Here is a 17,017-nt window from a genome sequence, read left to right as displayed (position 1 = left end):
AAATTACCTAGAAAACTTTACAGATATTGGAAATCTCACCTAAGTAATACTTGCATGTATATACATGTAAATGGTCTAAATGATTTTCGATTATTTAATTGAACTTTATTTCATGGTCTATTAACTATTTAACCAAATCAGTATGCAACCCACATTCAGTCTTATTCATTCCATACCATCTGCTTTCTCGTTCCTGCATATCCAAATCAAATTTTCGGGTGCAAGGTTCACAGCCGATACTGAAATAGCCTTTTGCTTCAAGCGGATGCTCAGGTAACTGAAATTCTTTACGGTAATCATGAATCATTTTAGAATTCCAGTCCAGCATAGGGTGGAGGCGAGTGGACCCATGAGGTGCAGCTTGTTCTACTTTCATAGCAGATCGGGTTTTGCTCTGGTCAGCTCGAACGCCATTGATCCAAATGTCATTTTGCATCAAAACTGCATCCATCGGTTGAGTTTTATTGAGGTAGCAGCAATAGTCCGGATCCGAAGTAAAGAACATTTTTCCGCTTGCATCTCGCTGCATGTTTTTTGGAGTCAAAGGCTTTAAATCTACTAAATTAGTCAATCCAAAGTCTGACATGATTTTATCCCGAAATGCTACCGTATCGGGGAAATGATAACCAGTATTAATAAAATAAACAGGAATATCTGAATCTATCTTGCTTAGCATATGCAACAATACCAAACTATGAGACTGAAAAGAAGAAGTAGTGAAATACTTCTTCCCTTCTGATTGGTATTGCTTGATTTTATGTTCTAATTCCTTAAAAGTCATAATTTTTAGTATTCAATACTAGGTAGCGAGAATTGAGATTATAGCCCATAACATTGCTTTTTGGCAGGTTTAGAAAGCTCGTTTTTAAACTTACAACTTAAGACCTAAAACTTAAAACTTTGAACTCAATTTCAAAGGAATAGTCTCATCCCATTTCTCAATACTCGATTCTCATTACACACTACGCTATCGTACTTCCTGGATTCACTTCCGCTCCAGGCTGAACAAATTGCAAATTACCTTCTGAATCTTCTGCCATCAAAACCATTCCTTCCGAAACTTCTCCCATCATAGGTCGAGGTGCTAAGTTTACTAAGACAGTCACTTGTTTGCCTACAACATCTTCAGCTTTGAAATGCTTTGCAATCCCACTTAAGATCGTGCGTTTATCCAAACCGGTATCGATTGTCAATTTCAATAATTTGTTCGATTTCTTCACTTTTTCTGCTGTCAAAATCGTACCCACTCGCATATCCATCTTCATGAAATCTTCAAATTTGATTTCTTCTTTCATTGGGGCTACATCAGGGCTTCCGCCTGCATTTGCTTTTTTAGCTTCTTCTAATTTATTGACTTGTTCTTCCACGGTTTTGTCTTCAATTTTTTCAAATAATAATTCTGCTTCCTTGATTTGATGTCCGGCTTCCAGTAAATCGACACTTCCTGCCAAATCCCATTCATAAGCCTCAATATTTAACATCTTTCTCAACTTAGTTGCCGTAAATGGCAAAAATGGCTCACAAACTATGCTTAAATTAGCAGCAATCTGTAAAGCCAGATTCATAATAGTCTTAACTCTTTCAGGACTTTCTTTTTGGAGTTTCCAAGGTTCTGTTTCTGCCAAATATTTATTTCCCAAACGGGCAAATTCCATCATAGCAGCTAATGCTTCCCTGAATTTATAATTTACGATTTTCTCTTCTATCAAATCTGGATAACCTTTCAATTCATCCAAAATTTCCTGATCATATTTAAACCATTCGCCTCTTTCCGGCACTTTTCCGTCATAATATTTATGCGTTAATACTACCGCTCTGTTGATAAAATTACCGAAGATAGCCACCAACTCACTATTATTGCGAGTTTGAAAATCCTTCCAGGTAAATTCACTGTCTTTGGTTTCTGGTAGGGTAGCTGCTAGTGCATATCTTAAAACATCCTCTTTACTAGGGAATGTTTCCAAATATTCATGCAACCAAACTGCCCAGTTTCTACTAGTAGAAAGCTTATCTCCTTCCAGATTTAAAAATTCATTCGCAGGAACATTTTCTGGTAAAATGTAATCTCCATGTGCATGCAAAATCACAGGGAAAATAATGCAGTGAAAAACAATATTATCTTTTCCAATAAAATGAATGAGCGTACTATTGTCTTTTGGATTTGGCTGTTTCTTCCAGAATTTTTCCCAGTCGTTTCCGGTATCTTTTGCCCATTGTTTAGTGGCAGAAATATAGCCGATTGGAGCATCCAACCAAACGTATAATTTTTTTCCTTCAGCTCCTTTTAATGGAACATCCACTCCCCAGTCCAAATCACGGGTCATGGCTCTGGCCTGTAATCCTTGGTTTAACCAAGAACTACACTGCCCGTAAACATTCGACTTCCATTTTCCTTTTTTGCCTTCAATTAACCATTTTTCCATCCATTCCTGATACTTATCCAAAGGCAAGAACCAATGTTTGGTAGTTTTTAATTCAGGAGTTTTCCCGCTCAAAGTAGAAACCGGGTTAATTAAATCAGTAGGGTTTAATGAGCTTCCGCATTTCTCACATTGATCTCCATAAGCCCCTTCGTGTCCGCACTTAGGACAAGTCCCAGTGATATATCGATCCGCTAAAAACTGATTGAATTCAGCATCATAATATTGCTCACTTTCACGCTCTTCAAATTCACCTTTTTCATATAACTTGGTAAAAAACTCTTGTGAAAGCTCATGGTGAGAAGGCTCAGAAGTACGGTGATACATATCAAAAGTAATCCCGAATTTCTCAAAAGTGCTTTTATTCAATTCATGATATTTATCAATAATGGCATTGGGCGTAATGCCTTCTTTTTTAGCGCGAATGGTAATGGCAGCACCGTGTTCATCACTTCCGCACATAAAAGCCACTTCTTTTTTACGCAATCGGAGGTAGCGTACGAATATATCAGCGGGCAAATAGGCGCCTGCAATATGTCCAATATGTAAAGGTCCATTGGCATAAGGTAATGCCGCTGTAATGGTATATCTATTATTCAATTTTTGCATTGCTTGTAATTTGTGGCAAATATAGGAAGAATATGAAGAGAACGATAGTTCGAGTACTCAATTTGACCTATATTTAAAAATTACTGGAATTATTGAAATGATTCGCAGAGGACTATGTCGATAATTAAAATCACACCAAAAGGCAGACTATCCACTTTTGTAAAGGAGATTTACAAAACTGATTTTATTAATGAAGAAAGAATTCCAGTTTTAGATGATTGCTGTCATGATTTAGTCCTATTTAAAGAAGCCAATGCTACTTTTTATGCAAAGGAATTTGAATCAGGAATTTCAATTTGCTATTCTATATTTAGTCTATTTAATGTCAGTCCACCCTTTTCAATTGTACCAGCGAATTCCCTAAGTTTTCTGACCATCAAATTTCAACCATGGTGTAATAATTTGATATTTCATAACTACAAAAGTACTGGCGTTTTTGATTTGTCAGAGGAATTTGCAGCTTTACTAAATAAGGAAGAAGTCAATAGCTTTTTTGAGTTAAAGGATCCTTTTTGTGAATTGGAGAATAGACTTTCGCGATTTTTTGGAGATGTACAACTTCAAGAGAAACAAATTCTTATAAAAAGACTAGTTGAAAAAATTATTGAAGAAAAAGGGCAGATTAGAGTAAGTGAACTAGAGATTCATATTGGTTTTAGTAGACAATATTTAAATAAGCTATTTAGGGAACAAGTTCATTATTCCATAAAACATTTTATCGGAATGGTTAGGGTCATGAATGCTGTAAAAATTCAAGTAAATCAACCTGAAATTTCTATGACCGAATTAGCGTATGAAGTGGGCTACTTTGATCAGGCTCATTTTGTACGAGATTTTCATAAAGTAGCCGGGATGTCTCCCAAAAAATTCTTTAATCTGAATGGCGCTTTTTTTAGGAGACACAAGGCTTGATTCTTATTCAATAATAACCCCATCCCATCTAACCCCTTGGAAATCCATCAGAGCTTTCAGATTTCCTTCTTCATCTTTTGTGAAAATAAATGATTCTTTGCTTTTTGGGTCCCAGAAAAAAGTGGAATCATTTTCTGGAATTAATTCCCCTGCCATTTCACCTTTCTGATAGGCATTCAATTTACCATTTTCAAACTTGATGCTAATTATTATATGTCCAGCATCAACAAAGTCATAGGTACCCTCATATTTTTTCATGATAGATTCTGAAATCTTCACTGCTTTTCTATTCACTTCCTTTGGAATTTCTACACTATCTCCATTCATAATTGATATGAGATCTTTGGTGAGATTTGAAAAGGGGATCTGGTCGTAATTCGATAAAAATATAATTTTGTATCCTTTAATTAAATCTGCATAAACCCAAGCTCTTTTACCCTTCGTCCCTCCAGCATGGGTAATAATACCATCCTCCGCTAGTGCATGATAAATTTGATATTCAGTAATGAAGTCAAGAAATTTTTTCATATCCTCAACTGTAGAATAAGTATGGCCTTGTTGCATATCTGATTCATCTTCATTAACCATTTTTATTGAATCCTTCTTTAAAATATGACCGAATGCATAGTTATCTAAATGACCTTTCGGGTCTAAATAATGGCTCCCTGTATTTTTCATTCCAATAGGATCGAAAAAATTAGTTCTCAAATAGTCAGCATATGTTCCTCCAGCTACGTCACCAATGATTTTATATAAAAGTTGAAAGCCCAAATTTGAATATCGTGTATCAGTGCCAGGTTCAAATTCCAATTCTTCTTGATGAATTAACTCTATAACTTCTTCTGGAGATAATTCAGCAGTAAGTCCATCGAAATTGGAGAGCTCTCTACCTAAGCCAGATTGATGGTGCATCAAGTAATCAATAGTAATTTCATCTCCTCTTGGGAATTCAGGAAAAAATTCAGTTAATTTTTGATCAAAACTAATTTTCCCCTCATTTTCTAACTTAATTAAAGAAGCTTTTGCGAATAGTTTTGCTATTGAGCGAAGGTCGAATTGATGTTGTAGGTTTACTTTTAAAGTTGATATTTCTTCGCCTTCTATATTGTAAGCCTTTGAGAAAACATTTCCCAGACTGTCCTCGACCAAAAGTACACCATTGAATTGCTTGAGCTCTGTTAATGCGCTCATATAGGTGTTGATGACACTGAAGATTTCTGGCTGCATTTCTTTTTTATTTGATTTACTTTCTTCTTTGCAGAAAACAAGTGTCAGGCTAACAAGTGAAAGAATAATTAGCGATGTTCTTTTCATTTTATAGAGTATTTTTTCACAAAACTACTTTTGTCTATCCTTCATTAATTGTATAAATGTAAACTATCTACTACTTTTTTATTTAATCAATATGTGGATAGAATTATTATTTAATTTTGGTGAATATCAGTTTTGAGGATTATTTATATGATGCAAGACACCTTCCAAAACCTCATCTTTCTCGTCCAATAGATAGTCTTTAATGTAAATATCAGGAATTACCCCCTCGGCTTTTTTACTACCACTTACTCTTACGATATATCCTTTAGACACTTTTACTTCAATACCGGTTTTGGGTAGTGAATATTGGTATTGTGAGGCATAGAGTGATGGGAATTCTGCTGTTTCTTCACCGACCACAGTAGCAAATCCATAATCTTGTATTTGAGCGGCTGTAACAGCAGATTGGGAATGTGATTGCCGATTCACTAAAACGTACACTTTTCCTTTAAATCTTTTATCTGTGCTAACAGCTTTGTAAGGCTCAAACTCATACGGATATATTTCACCATCATTGTGGATGAGTACGCCTTGCCAGAAATTTTTAGTGGTATCGTAGTTTGCACGAACGTGTTCCTTCAGAATTTTGCTTGTTTTTAAAGAGAATTCAGCATTCCAGTAAAATGGTTTATCCGCAATAAAAGAAACTAGGTAATCACTAAAAGCATCATCACCTCCTAAATTGTTTCTTAAATCTATAATCAAATTTTGAGTTTTTGCCTGATTAATTACGCTGAAAGAAGAATCAATATAATTTTTGTATTTATTAAAATCTCCACCAAAGTTTCCTGGTTTTAAGTAAGCCGATTGGCCGTAAAAATTCATCATCATATTTGGAGTGGAGATATCATTCCTTTTCATCTCATATCCCTCTATAACATCCACAGCTTTTATTGAAAACGATTTAATGGAGTCTCCTTCTTTAATTTCTACAGAAAAGGTATCAGTCTGGCCAAATGCTTGCCAATACAGGCGGGGAAAAGAGAATAATTCTATTTTGGCATGTTTGAAATATCTTCTTTCAGCAGAAATTAGTGGGTATATTTCTTCTAGTATCAGTGAGATGGGCTGATCATTTATGCTGACTAGCTCGGCACCAATTTTGATTGCTTTTTCTGAAGACCAATTTTTTCTCACTAGCGGCTTATAATTTTCAAAAGCAATTTCTAATGGAAAAAGTGTACCTTCTGAATAGGCATATTCTCTATATAATTTACCAGGAAAAGGAATTTCGGTATGTCCATTATTTACTTTTGAAATGACTGCTTGAAATAATGATGTGACAGCTAGTTCAGTTAAACTATCTTCAGTAATTGATGATTTGATCTTTTCAAAATTATCATCAAATGCTTCCTTAGTAGTATAAGTATAAAGGTTATAATGGGTTTCTATTAAGGACTTTTTAAGATAATTTATGTCGGATAAAACTTCTTGCTTGGAAAAGTAATGCTGTGCGCTAAGGTTAAATGTAACTAGTAGTAAGATAATAAAACTCAATCTTTTCATTGAACAGGATTTTAAGATTTAGAATGTTTGCGTTATTAACAATATAATGCAAATCAAGGTCTTTATTCCTTTCTAATCGACCGAATGCATGCTTTCGGACTCTTTTTTCAGCTTTTTAATATATTCTGTCGGAGTTTTTCCAGTTATTTTCTTAAAAGAATCATTGAAGGTTGATTTGGATTTAAAACCGCAATCATAGGCTAGAGAAAGCAGGGTGTACTTTTCCTGTTCTGAAGCATTTACTTTTTGAATGAAATATTTCACTTTGTATTCATTAACATATTCATAAAAATTTTTTTCAAAACAAGTGTTGATGGTTTGAGATACTTGTTTGCTATTCATATTTAGTTGATTTGCCAATTGAGATAAATTAAGATCCGGATCCAGATAAGGTTTTTCGGTTTCCATATGATGCTGTATTCTTTTGGCGTATTTTTCTAGGTTCAATGATGGTTCTGCTTTTGTGTTGAGCTTTTTATTTTGCTCTGTTGGTTCGGGCGTAGAAAAGGTGTAGGATTTAAAAGCGATCCAACAACTGACAATTGCTAATCCTGCAAAACTGGGGAGGAAATAATATTTTCTTAATTCTTCATCAAATATAAAACGATCTAATTCTGTGAGGATATTCCACGAGATCCAGAAAGATCCATAGAAAATCACCGGTAATTTCAACCAATTAAGGGATTTTTTTTCGAGATTTGAATAGCGTTGTTTTAACCAATTTTGATGTTTTATAAGGAGTCTAAATGCTAGGATGGTGTATATGCTAATTGATAAAATTCCTAGCCACTGTTCTCCTAAATAAATTTTGGTATAGGTATGTGAAGGAGATTGATACATGCCTTCAGCTCCCAGACGGTAAAAGGCAGTACGATAAAAAATAAATTCCAAGACAAGAGGAAGGAAGTGAAGGTAATCTTGCTTCTTGAATCTAAAATTAGGATTTGAAATACTTTTAGTATAAAAATATAGTGCTGGACCAATTCCGTAGAGGAGTTCTAACTGGAAATATCTGAAGATTTCAAAGCTGTCAAATCTTATCAATACGTTAATAAAAGCAATATTTAGCGCCATCAGCGCATAGAAAAAAATCAAGAGTGATAAGAATATGTTGGATTGATTTTTAGGTTGCTTAAAAAATACCAAAGCACTTAATAAAATTGCTTGTAGCGCAAAAACCAATATAATTGTGGAAAGTACTGGGCTGGGTGATGACATTATTAGTCAATAAATTGTAATGATGATTTTAAAAGTAAGTATAGGAAAATAATTGTTGGATTACCTGAATCTATATCAAAAATTCTTACCTAAATACTATGTTACTTAAAGTTTACATCCGAATCGATAGTGGCTGCTTTCATTTTTACTTCGGATTTAATATTTTCCAATTATATATCTAATTTCTCCGCTTTTTACTTCCCTTTCTCAGAATCCCTTTTTAAATTCAGCATCCTTAATAAAAAAGCTTAAATACAGACTATACAAAATATCAATATGACAACGAAATTATTTGAAATCAATAAACTATTAGTAGCCAATAGAGGAGAAATTGCAATTCGTGTACTTCGTGCCGCATCAGAACTTCGAATCCGAACGGTATCAGTTTACACTTATGAAGACCGATATTCGCTACATAGATATAAATCAGATGAAGCTTATCAAATCGGGAAAGATGATGACCCACTAAAGCCTTATTTGGATATTGAAGAAATTATCAGCCTGGCTAAACATAAAGGCGTGGATGCTATCCACCCGGGTTATGGTTTTCTTTCTGAGAATGTAAAATTAGCTAGGAGATGTAGAGAAGAAGGAATCATTTTCGTAGGACCTGAGCCAGAAGTTATGAATGCTTTAGGCGATAAGGTTAGAGCAAAAGATATTGCGGTTAAAGCCAATGTACCCATAATTGAAGACAGTAAAATTGATTTAGTAGACACAGATACTGCTTTAAAAGAAGCGGAAAGAATTGGATACCCTATTATGGTGAAAGCTGCTGCCGGTGGTGGTGGTCGAGGTATGCGAGTGGTTCAGAATAAAGATCAGCTGAAAACTGCTTTCTCAGATTCAAAAAGTGAGGCTGGAAATGCATTTGGGGATGATACTATTTTCTTGGAGAAATATATTGACCATCCTAAGCACATAGAGGTGCAAATTATGGGCGATAATTATGGCAATATTGTCCATTTATTTGAAAGGGATTGTTCTGTACAAAGAAGATTCCAGAAAGTGGTGGAAGTAGCACCTTCAGCTAATCTTTCTCAAGAAACAAAAGATAAATTGTATGAATATGCTTTAGCGATTACCAAACAGGTTAAATACAATAATGTTGGTACGGTCGAATTTTTGGTGGATAAAGAAGAGAACATCTACTTTATTGAGGTAAACCCAAGAATTCAGGTAGAACATACCATTACTGAGGAAATCACGGGAGTTGATATAGTTCGTTCACAAATCCTTATTGCAAAAGGCCATTCTTTAGATGACCCTAGAATTTATATTCAAAGTCAGGATGATGTGACTTGTAATGGTTTTGCTATTCAATGTAGAATTACAACTGAAGATCCAGAAAATGGCTTTAAGCCTGATTATGGTACTATCATCGCTTACAGAAATGCAGGTGGGTTTGGTATCAGAATCGATGAAGGAAGTTCCTATGCTGGAGTGAATATTTCTCCTTTCTTTGATTCCATGTTGGTGAAAGTTTCTTCACATGGAAGAACTTTAAAAGGAGCAGCTCAAAGATTGAATAGGGCATTACGTGAATTCAGAATCAGAGGAGTAAAAACCAATATTGGGTTTCTTGAGAATGTGATTTCTCATCCTACTTTTTATAATGGAGAATGTACAGTTAAATTCATAGATGAGCATCCAGATTTATTTAAAATCACACAGAAATTTGATAGAGGAACCAAAACACTACGTTTTTTGGCTGATGTTAGTGTAAATGGACATCCCGATGTGAAAGTAAAGGAAGCTAATAAGACTTTTCGTCATCCTAGCATCCCTGATTATGATAAATACGGTACTTACCCTAAAGGCACAAAAAATATTCTGACTGAACTTGGTCCGGAGAAATTTGCTGATTGGCTAAAGAAAGAAAAGGCTATTCATTATACAGATACTACTTTCCGCGATGCTCATCAGTCCTTATTGGCAACCCGAATGCGTGGCATAGATATGATGAAAGTGGCAGAAGGTTATGCCAAAAACAACCCTGAAATTTTCTCTATGGAAGTTTGGGGTGGAGCCACATTTGATGTTTGCATGCGCTTTCTCCATGAAAACCCATGGGAAAGATTGGCGAAGTTCCGTAGGGCAATGCCTAATGTATTGTTGCAGATGTTGCTAAGAGGTTCAAATGCTGTGGGATATAAAGCCTATCCGGATAATTTGATTGAGAAATTCATAGAGAAATCTGCTGAAACTGGAATAGATGTTTTCAGAATATTTGACTCTCTCAACTGGTTGGAGGCAATGAAAGTTAGCATTAAAACAGTAAGAGAAAGAACAAATTCCATTGCAGAAGCAGCTATTTGCTATACTGGCGATATTCTAGATCCTGAGCAAAAGAAATATACACTTGATTACTATATAGACTTTGCAAAGCAATTGGAAAATGAAGGGGCGCATATTATTGCCATAAAAGATATGGCAGGTTTATTGAAACCTTATGCTGCTAAAGAATTGATTTCTGCATTAAAATCAGAAATTAATTTACCTATTCATTTACATACGCATGATACTTCATCTGTTCAATCGGCTACGTATTTGCAAGCTATTGAAGCTGGAGTAGATGTAGTAGATGTGGCTTTAGGTAGTATGTCTGGATTAACATCTCAGCCTAATTTCAATTCTGTAGCCAGTTATATGAAAGGACATGAGCGCGAGCAGAAACTGAATGTCAAGTCTCTAAATGAATATTCTACTTATTGGGAATATGTTCGCGAATACTATTATCCATTCGAATCTGGATTGAAAGCTGGTACTGCTGAGATTTATGATAACGAAATCCCTGGTGGACAGTATTCAAATTTACGTCCACAGGCAAATGCATTAGGCTTGGGTAATAAATTTGAAACGGTTAAAAAGAACTATGCTTTAGTTAACCATATGTTTGGTGATTTAGTAAAAGTAACGCCTTCTTCCAAAGTAGTAGGGGATATGGCGCTTTATATGACCTCCAATAATTTAACTCCCGATGATATTTTTGAAAAAGGGCATACCCTTTCTTTCCCGGATTCCGTGGTGGATTTATTTAGAGGAGAATTAGGTCAGCCGGTGGGTGGTTTCCCTGAAAAACTAAGTAAAATTATTTTAAAAGGAGAAAAACCATTTACTGATAAGCCAAATAAACATTTGGAACCAATAGATTTCAAAAAGGAAATGGAAGCCTTCAAAAAGAAGTTTGATGGGCATGAAGATGAAGCTGATTTACTGGCCTATTTACTTTATCCAAAGGTTTATGAGGATTTCTATAAGCATCAACAGAAATTTGGTGAGGTAGGCTACATACCGACTTTGGCGTTTTTCTATGGAATGAAAAATGGAGAAGAGATTTTGGTGGAAATATCAGAAGGTAAAACCATTATTATCAAATTGCTTTATATTTCAGAACCTAATGAAGAAGGGCTGAGAACCGTTTCTTTTGAATTGAATGGTCAAACTAGAAGGATTCAAATAAAGGATAATTCTGCTAAGGTCGATAAAGTAACCAACAAAAAGATTTCAAGTGAAAACGAAATTGGAGCACCGCTGCAAGGAAAACTGGCGTCCATCAAAGTGAAGCCTGGAGATGAAGTAACGGAGAATACGGCATTATTTGTAATTGAAGCCATGAAAATGGAATCATCAATTACCGCTCCAAGAGCAGGAGTAGTAAAAGAAGTTCACTTAAAATCAGGTGATATGGTGCAGCAAGATGATTTGGTGGTGAGTTTGGAGTAACAATTTCTAATAAAATAGGTATAATATAGGAGGCAGCTTAAAAGAAGCCTCCTCCATTTTAATTTATATCAACTTATTAAAACTAAAACTTTTCACCATGCATAAAGATCCATACAAAATTGTTAAAGAGCTTGACAGTAAAAAAGGAAAGCTTAAGTATTACAGCCTTACTGAATTACAAAAACAAGGACATGATATAGATAAATTACCTTTTTCCATCAGAATTTTGTTGGAAAATGCGGTAAGGAATTTTGATGATTTTGCCATCACCAAGGAAAATGTTGAAACGCTTCTTAATTGGAAACCTGAGGCCTCGGATAAAGATATTCCTTACAAGCCGGCTCGAGTTTTAATGCAAGATTTTACGGGTGTTCCTGCAGTGGTAGACATTGCCTCCTTGAGAGCTGAAGCAGTTCGCAAAGGTAAAGACCCCAAAAAAATAAATCCATTAATTCCGGTTGATTTGGTGATTGACCACTCTGTTCAGGTCGATTATTTCGGAACTAATTATTCATATGCCAAAAATGTAGATAAAGAATATGAAAGAAATGGTGAGCGTTATCAATTTTTGAAATGGGCACAAAAAGCCTTTGATAATTTTTCCGTTGTGCCCCCGGGAATGGGGATTTGTCATCAGGTGAATTTAGAATACCTGGCAAAGGGCGTAATCGACAGAGATGGGTATGTGTTTCCTGACACTTTAGTCGGCACAGATTCTCACACACCTATGGTTAATGGAATCGGAGTAGTAGGCTGGGGAGTTGGAGGAATAGAGGCAGAAGCTGCTATTTTAGGCCAGCCGATCAATTTCATTATGCCGGAAGTCATTGGACTAAAATTAACAGGAGAATTACCATTGGGTACTACTGCCACGGATATGGTTTTAACCATCACGCATTTATTGAGAAATCATGGAGTGGTCGGAAAATTTGTGGAGGTTTTCGGCCCAGGTCTTGATAAATTAACCATTCCAGACAGAGCTACTATTTCGAATATGTCTCCTGAATTTGGTTGTACGGTCACTTATTTCCCGATCGATGACCAGACTTTATCTTATATGGAGAAAACCAATCGTTCACAAGAGCAAATTGATTTGGTTGAGAAATATGCTAAAGCAAATATGCTATGGAGGGAAGATGAAGATAAGATTAATTATTCAACTGTATTGGAATTAGATTTAAGTACAGTAGAACCTACAGTTTCTGGCCCAAAAAGACCACAGGATAAAATTTTAGTAAGGGAATTTGAAGATAAATTTAAAGGTTTACTCAAAGAAGAACACGGTCGAAATTATCTTGGATTTAATGAAAGACAGGTAAGCAGATGGTATGCAGAGGGCGGGTCTCAGACTGATCAACAATCAGAACAAGTAAGCAATGATGTTGCAATTGAGGAAAAGGAAAGCAATGGTTTAAAAACTGTTAAAATCAAAACTCATAATGATGAGTTTAGCCTGAGTGATGGTTCCATCGTTATTGCGGCTATCACAAGTTGTACGAATACATCCAATCCAAGTGTAATGCTAGGAGCTGGATTAGTAGCACAAAAAGCCATTGAAAGAGGTGTTGATGTAAAACCTTGGGTAAAAACCAGTTTAGCACCAGGCTCCAAAGTGGTAACTGATTATCTGGAAGCAGCTGGATTATTAGATGATTTGGAAGCCTTGAAATTCCACGTGGTAGGATATGGTTGTACTTCATGTATTGGGAATTCTGGACCATTACCACCACATATCGCTAAAGCAGTAAAAGAAAATGATTTGGTGGTTTCTTCTGTACTTTCAGGTAATAGAAATTTTGAAGCCAGGGTGCACCCAGATGTGAAAATGAATTTCTTAATGTCTCCTATGCTGGTGGTGGCTTATGCCATTGCAGGTAGAGTAGATATTGATTTAAATAATGACCCTTTAAGCTATGATGTTAATGGTGAGCCAGTTTACTTAAAAGACTTATGGCCAACCCAAGATGAAATCTTTGATGTCATGAGAAAAGTGCTTTCACCTGATTCTTATAAGAAGAATTATGGAGAAATATTTGATGGAAATGAGCAATGGAGAAGCATGAAAGCTCCCGATTCAGAAGATTATGAATGGGATGATAAATCTACTTATATCAAAGAAGCACCATTTTTTAAAGATATTACTGAGGATGCAGAAGATTTCCAAGATATTAATGAAGCGCATGTTTTATTGAAATTGGGTAACTCTATCACGACTGACCATATTTCTCCGGCAGGTGCATTTGCAGAAGATAGCCCAGCAGGAAAGTATTTGAAAGGCAGAGGAGTGGAGAAAAAAGATTTCAACTCTTATGGTTCTCGAAGAGGAAACGATGAGGTGATGACCCGAGGAACTTTTGCCAATGTGAGAATTAATAATCAATTAGCAGAAAAAGAAGGAGGATATACTAAGCACATCCCTACAGGCGAGGAAATGACTGTTTTTGATGCAGCTCAGAAATATAAAGAAGATAACACTCAATTGGTTGTTTTAGGTGGAAAAGAATACGGTAGTGGTTCTTCCCGTGACTGGGCAGCAAAAGGAACCTATTTATTAGGTATTAAAGCTGTAATAGCTGAAAGCTACGAACGTATTCATAGAAGCAATTTGGTAGGAATGGGCGTATTACCATTACAATATGCTGAAGGAGAATCTGCTGAATCTCTGGGATTAGATGGCTCAGAGAAAATTTCAGTAAGTGGAATTAGTGAAGGGTTGTCGCCATCCAAAAAGCTTTCAGCAGTAGCCAAAAAATCAGATGGGAAAGAAGTGAAGTTTGAAGTATTGGCAAGACTGGATTCTCAAATTGAAGTGGAGTATTATAAGAATAAAGGTATTCTGCAATATGTATTGAGAGACTTCTTACGAAAGTAATTCAGTAATAAGTTTTAAGTAAAACCGATTTGGTGAGGGATTCATCAAATCGGTTTTTTTGTTTAATATTTATTATTGAATTGAAAAATATTTCATCAGTGTGCAATTCTGATCAGATTTCAATTTTCATAAATCCAAAGGAGACCTAAGCTTCGTTTATTTAACTTTAGGAATTAGAATTTCATTCACTTTTGAAAAAACTAGCTAAACAATTTTATAATAATTTTAATGAGAAGGAATTTCGCTTTATGCTTTATGCCGTTTGGCTAATTAGTATAGCATTCTTCATTTCTCAATTTCCCAAGCTTTCTGTTGCTTTTGAATTCGAAAAATTCTTTGCAGATGATAATAAGGATAAAGTATTCTTTGAACAGCATGTGGAGAAATTCGGCTATGATAATGATTATTTATTAGTTGCTATTGAAAATCAGTCTTCAGTTTTCGAAAGTGATTTCTTGATAAAAATAGAGCAATGGAAAAATGATCTGGATACTTTAAAGGGAATAGAAAGTACACAATCAGTTTTTGATTTAAAGCATTTAATCAAATCACCTTATGGAATAACGGCTATTCCATTAATACATACTAAAGATTCAGAAAAACTAAGTAGTGATAGCTCAAGAATCATGCGCCATCCTCTTTATAATAATTTTATTTCTTCTGATGCTAAATCACTTATCATCCAGCTCAATCATAAACATTTTAAATCTCCTAAAAGTGAGCTAGAATTTTTCAATACTTTAAATTCTTCTCTATCTCAATCTGGTATTATAGATTACAGACTAGTTGGGAAATTAGTAGCTCAACAAAGCTTTATTAAACACATTCGATCTGATTTTAGCGTTTTTTTAGGCTTAGGTATTTTGGTAACTATCATTTTACTTTTGCTGATTTACCGCTCCTTCAATATCATGCTCTTACCCCTTTTAATGAGTATTTCATCTTTGGTTTACTTGTTAGGGTTTATGGCTATACTAAATATAGAATTAAGTATTTTAAGCGTCTTAATTCCACCCATCATTCTTTTTGTTTCGACTTCTGACGCCATTCATCTGGTAAATGCATATAGACAAAATGAAGAAAAGGATTTCTTAGAACGATTAAAGAGCTCTATTAAAAAGGTATTTTCTCCCACATTACTCACTTCTGTTACTACTGCTTTAGGTTTTTTTAGTTTATTGATACTACCAACTCAGCCAATACGAGAATTAGGCCTTTTCGCAGCGCTAGGTGTTTTGATAGCTTTTGGCGTTAATTTTTTATTCGGCCCGCTATTAATCAGAAAGAATTACAAAAGCCAAACCATTAAACTACCTTATAAATTATGGGCTGTTAAACTGATAAGAAAAAGAAAAATAGTCTTTGGCGTATATTCGGTGTTGATCATAATTTCCATTATTGGCTTTTTACAACTGAAAACAGATGCTTATTTATTGAAAGACCTGCCTGAAGATTCCCAAGTTAGAAATGATTTCGAATACTTAGATAAAGCTTTTGGTGGTTCCAAACCTTGGGAAATGGCAATTTTGCCAGCTAATGCCCCGGATGATGTATTAGACTATGATCTTCTTAAGGAAGCTTTAAAAATAGAGTCTTACCTTAAAAATTCTTTTGGTATAGAAAAGCTTCTATCTCCATTGGATATAGTGAAATATGCCAATCAAATTGATAAAGGAGGAGTAAATCAGTTTTATAAATTTCCTAATAAAGAGGATTTTAAAAATCAAAAACCGATTCGAAATCAATTAATCAGTAGGGGAGTTGCTGATGGAGTAATGGATTCAAGCGAACAATATGCAAGATTTGCAGGATTCATCCCAGAATGGGGTTCACATGAGACTCAAAAGCGTAATCATGCATTAGAATCATTTATCGATGAGGAGATTGATGAAAGTATTTTGAAAGCAAAAATCACAGGCACTACTTATTTAATTGACAAAAGTAATGAAAGTTTATCTGTTGAGCTTCTGAAAGGATTATTATTAGCGGTTTTAATGATTGCCATTGTTTTAGCAATCTATTTCAAATCGTTTAAAATGTTGTTGATTAGTCTTTTACCTAATTTCATTCCATTGCTTTTTACAGCAGGAATCATGGGTTTCATGGGTGTTCCTTTAAAACTCACCACTGCCATTATTTTCGTAGTAGCTTTTGGGATTGCTGTAGATGATACCATTCATTTTCTTGGAGCTTATAAAAAGCAAAAAGCAAAAAGTCCAATTTGGCGGATCATCAAAACCTTTAAATTTGCAGGCTTAGCAATCCTGATTACATCTGTTTTGATCATTGGGGGATTTGTACTTTTTACTTTTTCCTCCTTTGCCACCACCTTTTATCTAGGTTTTTTTCTTTCTTTGGCTATGTTATTTGCTTTACTGACGGATTTGATTTTTCTGCCTATTATGTTGCTAAAAACAAATGTTTGATTTAGTTTTAGCAA

Annotated in this window: 9 protein-coding genes; 4 read left to right on the top strand and 5 right to left on the bottom strand. The window is 35.0% G+C overall.

Annotated features, from left to right (window positions below):
• Positions 1 to 124 precede the first annotated feature (124 nt).
• Positions 125 to 781 carry a phosphoadenylyl-sulfate reductase gene (locus QYS49_RS15865; protein WP_308348700.1) on the bottom strand — a complete coding sequence of 219 codons (657 nt, stop codon included), beginning with the start codon at positions 779 to 781 and terminating at the stop codon, positions 125 to 127.
• A gap of 181 nt (positions 782 to 962) precedes the next feature.
• Positions 963 to 3,029 carry a methionine--tRNA ligase gene (metG, locus tag QYS49_RS15860; protein WP_308348698.1) on the bottom strand — a complete coding sequence of 689 codons (2,067 nt, stop codon included), beginning with the start codon at positions 3,027 to 3,029 and terminating at the stop codon, positions 963 to 965.
• Positions 3,030 to 3,143: 114 nt separating this feature from the next.
• Between metG and QYS49_RS15855 the strand changes: the two genes are divergently transcribed.
• Positions 3,144 to 3,941, top strand: coding sequence for a helix-turn-helix domain-containing protein (locus tag QYS49_RS15855; protein ID WP_308348696.1), 798 nt, complete (start codon positions 3,144 to 3,146; stop codon positions 3,939 to 3,941).
• Positions 3,942 to 3,944: 3 nt separating this feature from the next.
• Here QYS49_RS15855 and QYS49_RS15850 read toward each other — a convergent pair whose 3' ends face one another.
• The 3 genes from QYS49_RS15850 to QYS49_RS15840 form a co-directional block, all read right to left on the bottom strand.
• Positions 3,945 to 5,255 (bottom strand): serine hydrolase domain-containing protein, encoded by a 1,311-nt coding sequence (locus QYS49_RS15850; protein WP_308348694.1) that lies wholly within the window; start codon positions 5,253 to 5,255, stop codon positions 3,945 to 3,947.
• A 126-nt stretch (positions 5,256 to 5,381) separates the two neighbouring features.
• A complete protein-coding gene (locus tag QYS49_RS15845) occupies positions 5,382 to 6,761 on the bottom strand; it encodes a S41 family peptidase (protein WP_308348692.1) in 1,380 nt (459 codons plus the stop codon).
• Positions 6,762 to 6,833: 72 nt separating this feature from the next.
• The gene (locus tag QYS49_RS15840) at positions 6,834 to 7,979 is read right to left on the bottom strand and encodes a helix-turn-helix domain-containing protein (protein ID WP_308348690.1); all 1,146 of its coding nucleotides are present in this window, start codon (positions 7,977 to 7,979) and stop codon (positions 6,834 to 6,836) included.
• A 276-nt stretch (positions 7,980 to 8,255) separates the two neighbouring features.
• Here QYS49_RS15840 and QYS49_RS15835 point away from each other — a divergent pair, with 276 nt between their 5' ends.
• From QYS49_RS15835 to QYS49_RS15825, 3 genes are all read left to right on the top strand, one after another.
• Positions 8,256 to 11,705 (top strand): pyruvate carboxylase, encoded by a 3,450-nt coding sequence (locus QYS49_RS15835; protein ID WP_308348688.1) that lies wholly within the window; start codon positions 8,256 to 8,258, stop codon positions 11,703 to 11,705.
• A gap of 97 nt (positions 11,706 to 11,802) precedes the next feature.
• On the top strand, positions 11,803 to 14,577 hold the full coding sequence (gene acnA / locus QYS49_RS15830; RefSeq protein WP_308348686.1) for an aconitate hydratase AcnA: 2,775 nt from the start codon (positions 11,803 to 11,805) through the stop codon (positions 14,575 to 14,577).
• Positions 14,578 to 14,768: 191 nt separating this feature from the next.
• A complete protein-coding gene (locus tag QYS49_RS15825) occupies positions 14,769 to 17,003 on the top strand; it encodes an efflux RND transporter permease subunit (RefSeq protein ID WP_308348684.1) in 2,235 nt (744 codons plus the stop codon).
• Positions 17,004 to 17,017: the final 14 nt, after the last annotated feature.

This window comes from Marivirga salinae (assembly GCF_030503855.1).
Taxonomy (GTDB): Bacteria; Bacteroidota; Bacteroidia; order Cytophagales; family Cyclobacteriaceae; genus Marivirga; species Marivirga salinarum.
The sequence above is the reverse complement of the archived record's forward strand: the minus strand, read 5'-3'. Positions and strand labels throughout refer to the sequence as shown.

Coding starts and splice junctions, on each gene's coding strand:
- acnA (WP_308348686.1), top strand. CDS start 11,803: ATGCATAAAGATCCATACAAAATTGTTAAAGAGCTTGACAGTAAAAAA.
- QYS49_RS15865 (WP_308348700.1), bottom strand. CDS start 781: ATGACTTTTAAGGAATTAGAACATAAAATCAAGCAATACCAATCAGAA.
- QYS49_RS15835 (WP_308348688.1), top strand. CDS start 8,256: ATGACAACGAAATTATTTGAAATCAATAAACTATTAGTAGCCAATAGA.
- metG (WP_308348698.1), bottom strand. CDS start 3,029: ATGCAAAAATTGAATAATAGATATACCATTACAGCGGCATTACCTTAT.
- QYS49_RS15850 (WP_308348694.1), bottom strand. CDS start 5,255: ATGAAAAGAACATCGCTAATTATTCTTTCACTTGTTAGCCTGACACTT.
- QYS49_RS15840 (WP_308348690.1), bottom strand. CDS start 7,979: ATGTCATCACCCAGCCCAGTACTTTCCACAATTATATTGGTTTTTGCG.
- QYS49_RS15845 (WP_308348692.1), bottom strand. CDS start 6,761: ATGAAAAGATTGAGTTTTATTATCTTACTACTAGTTACATTTAACCTT.
- QYS49_RS15855 (WP_308348696.1), top strand. CDS start 3,144: ATGTCGATAATTAAAATCACACCAAAAGGCAGACTATCCACTTTTGTA.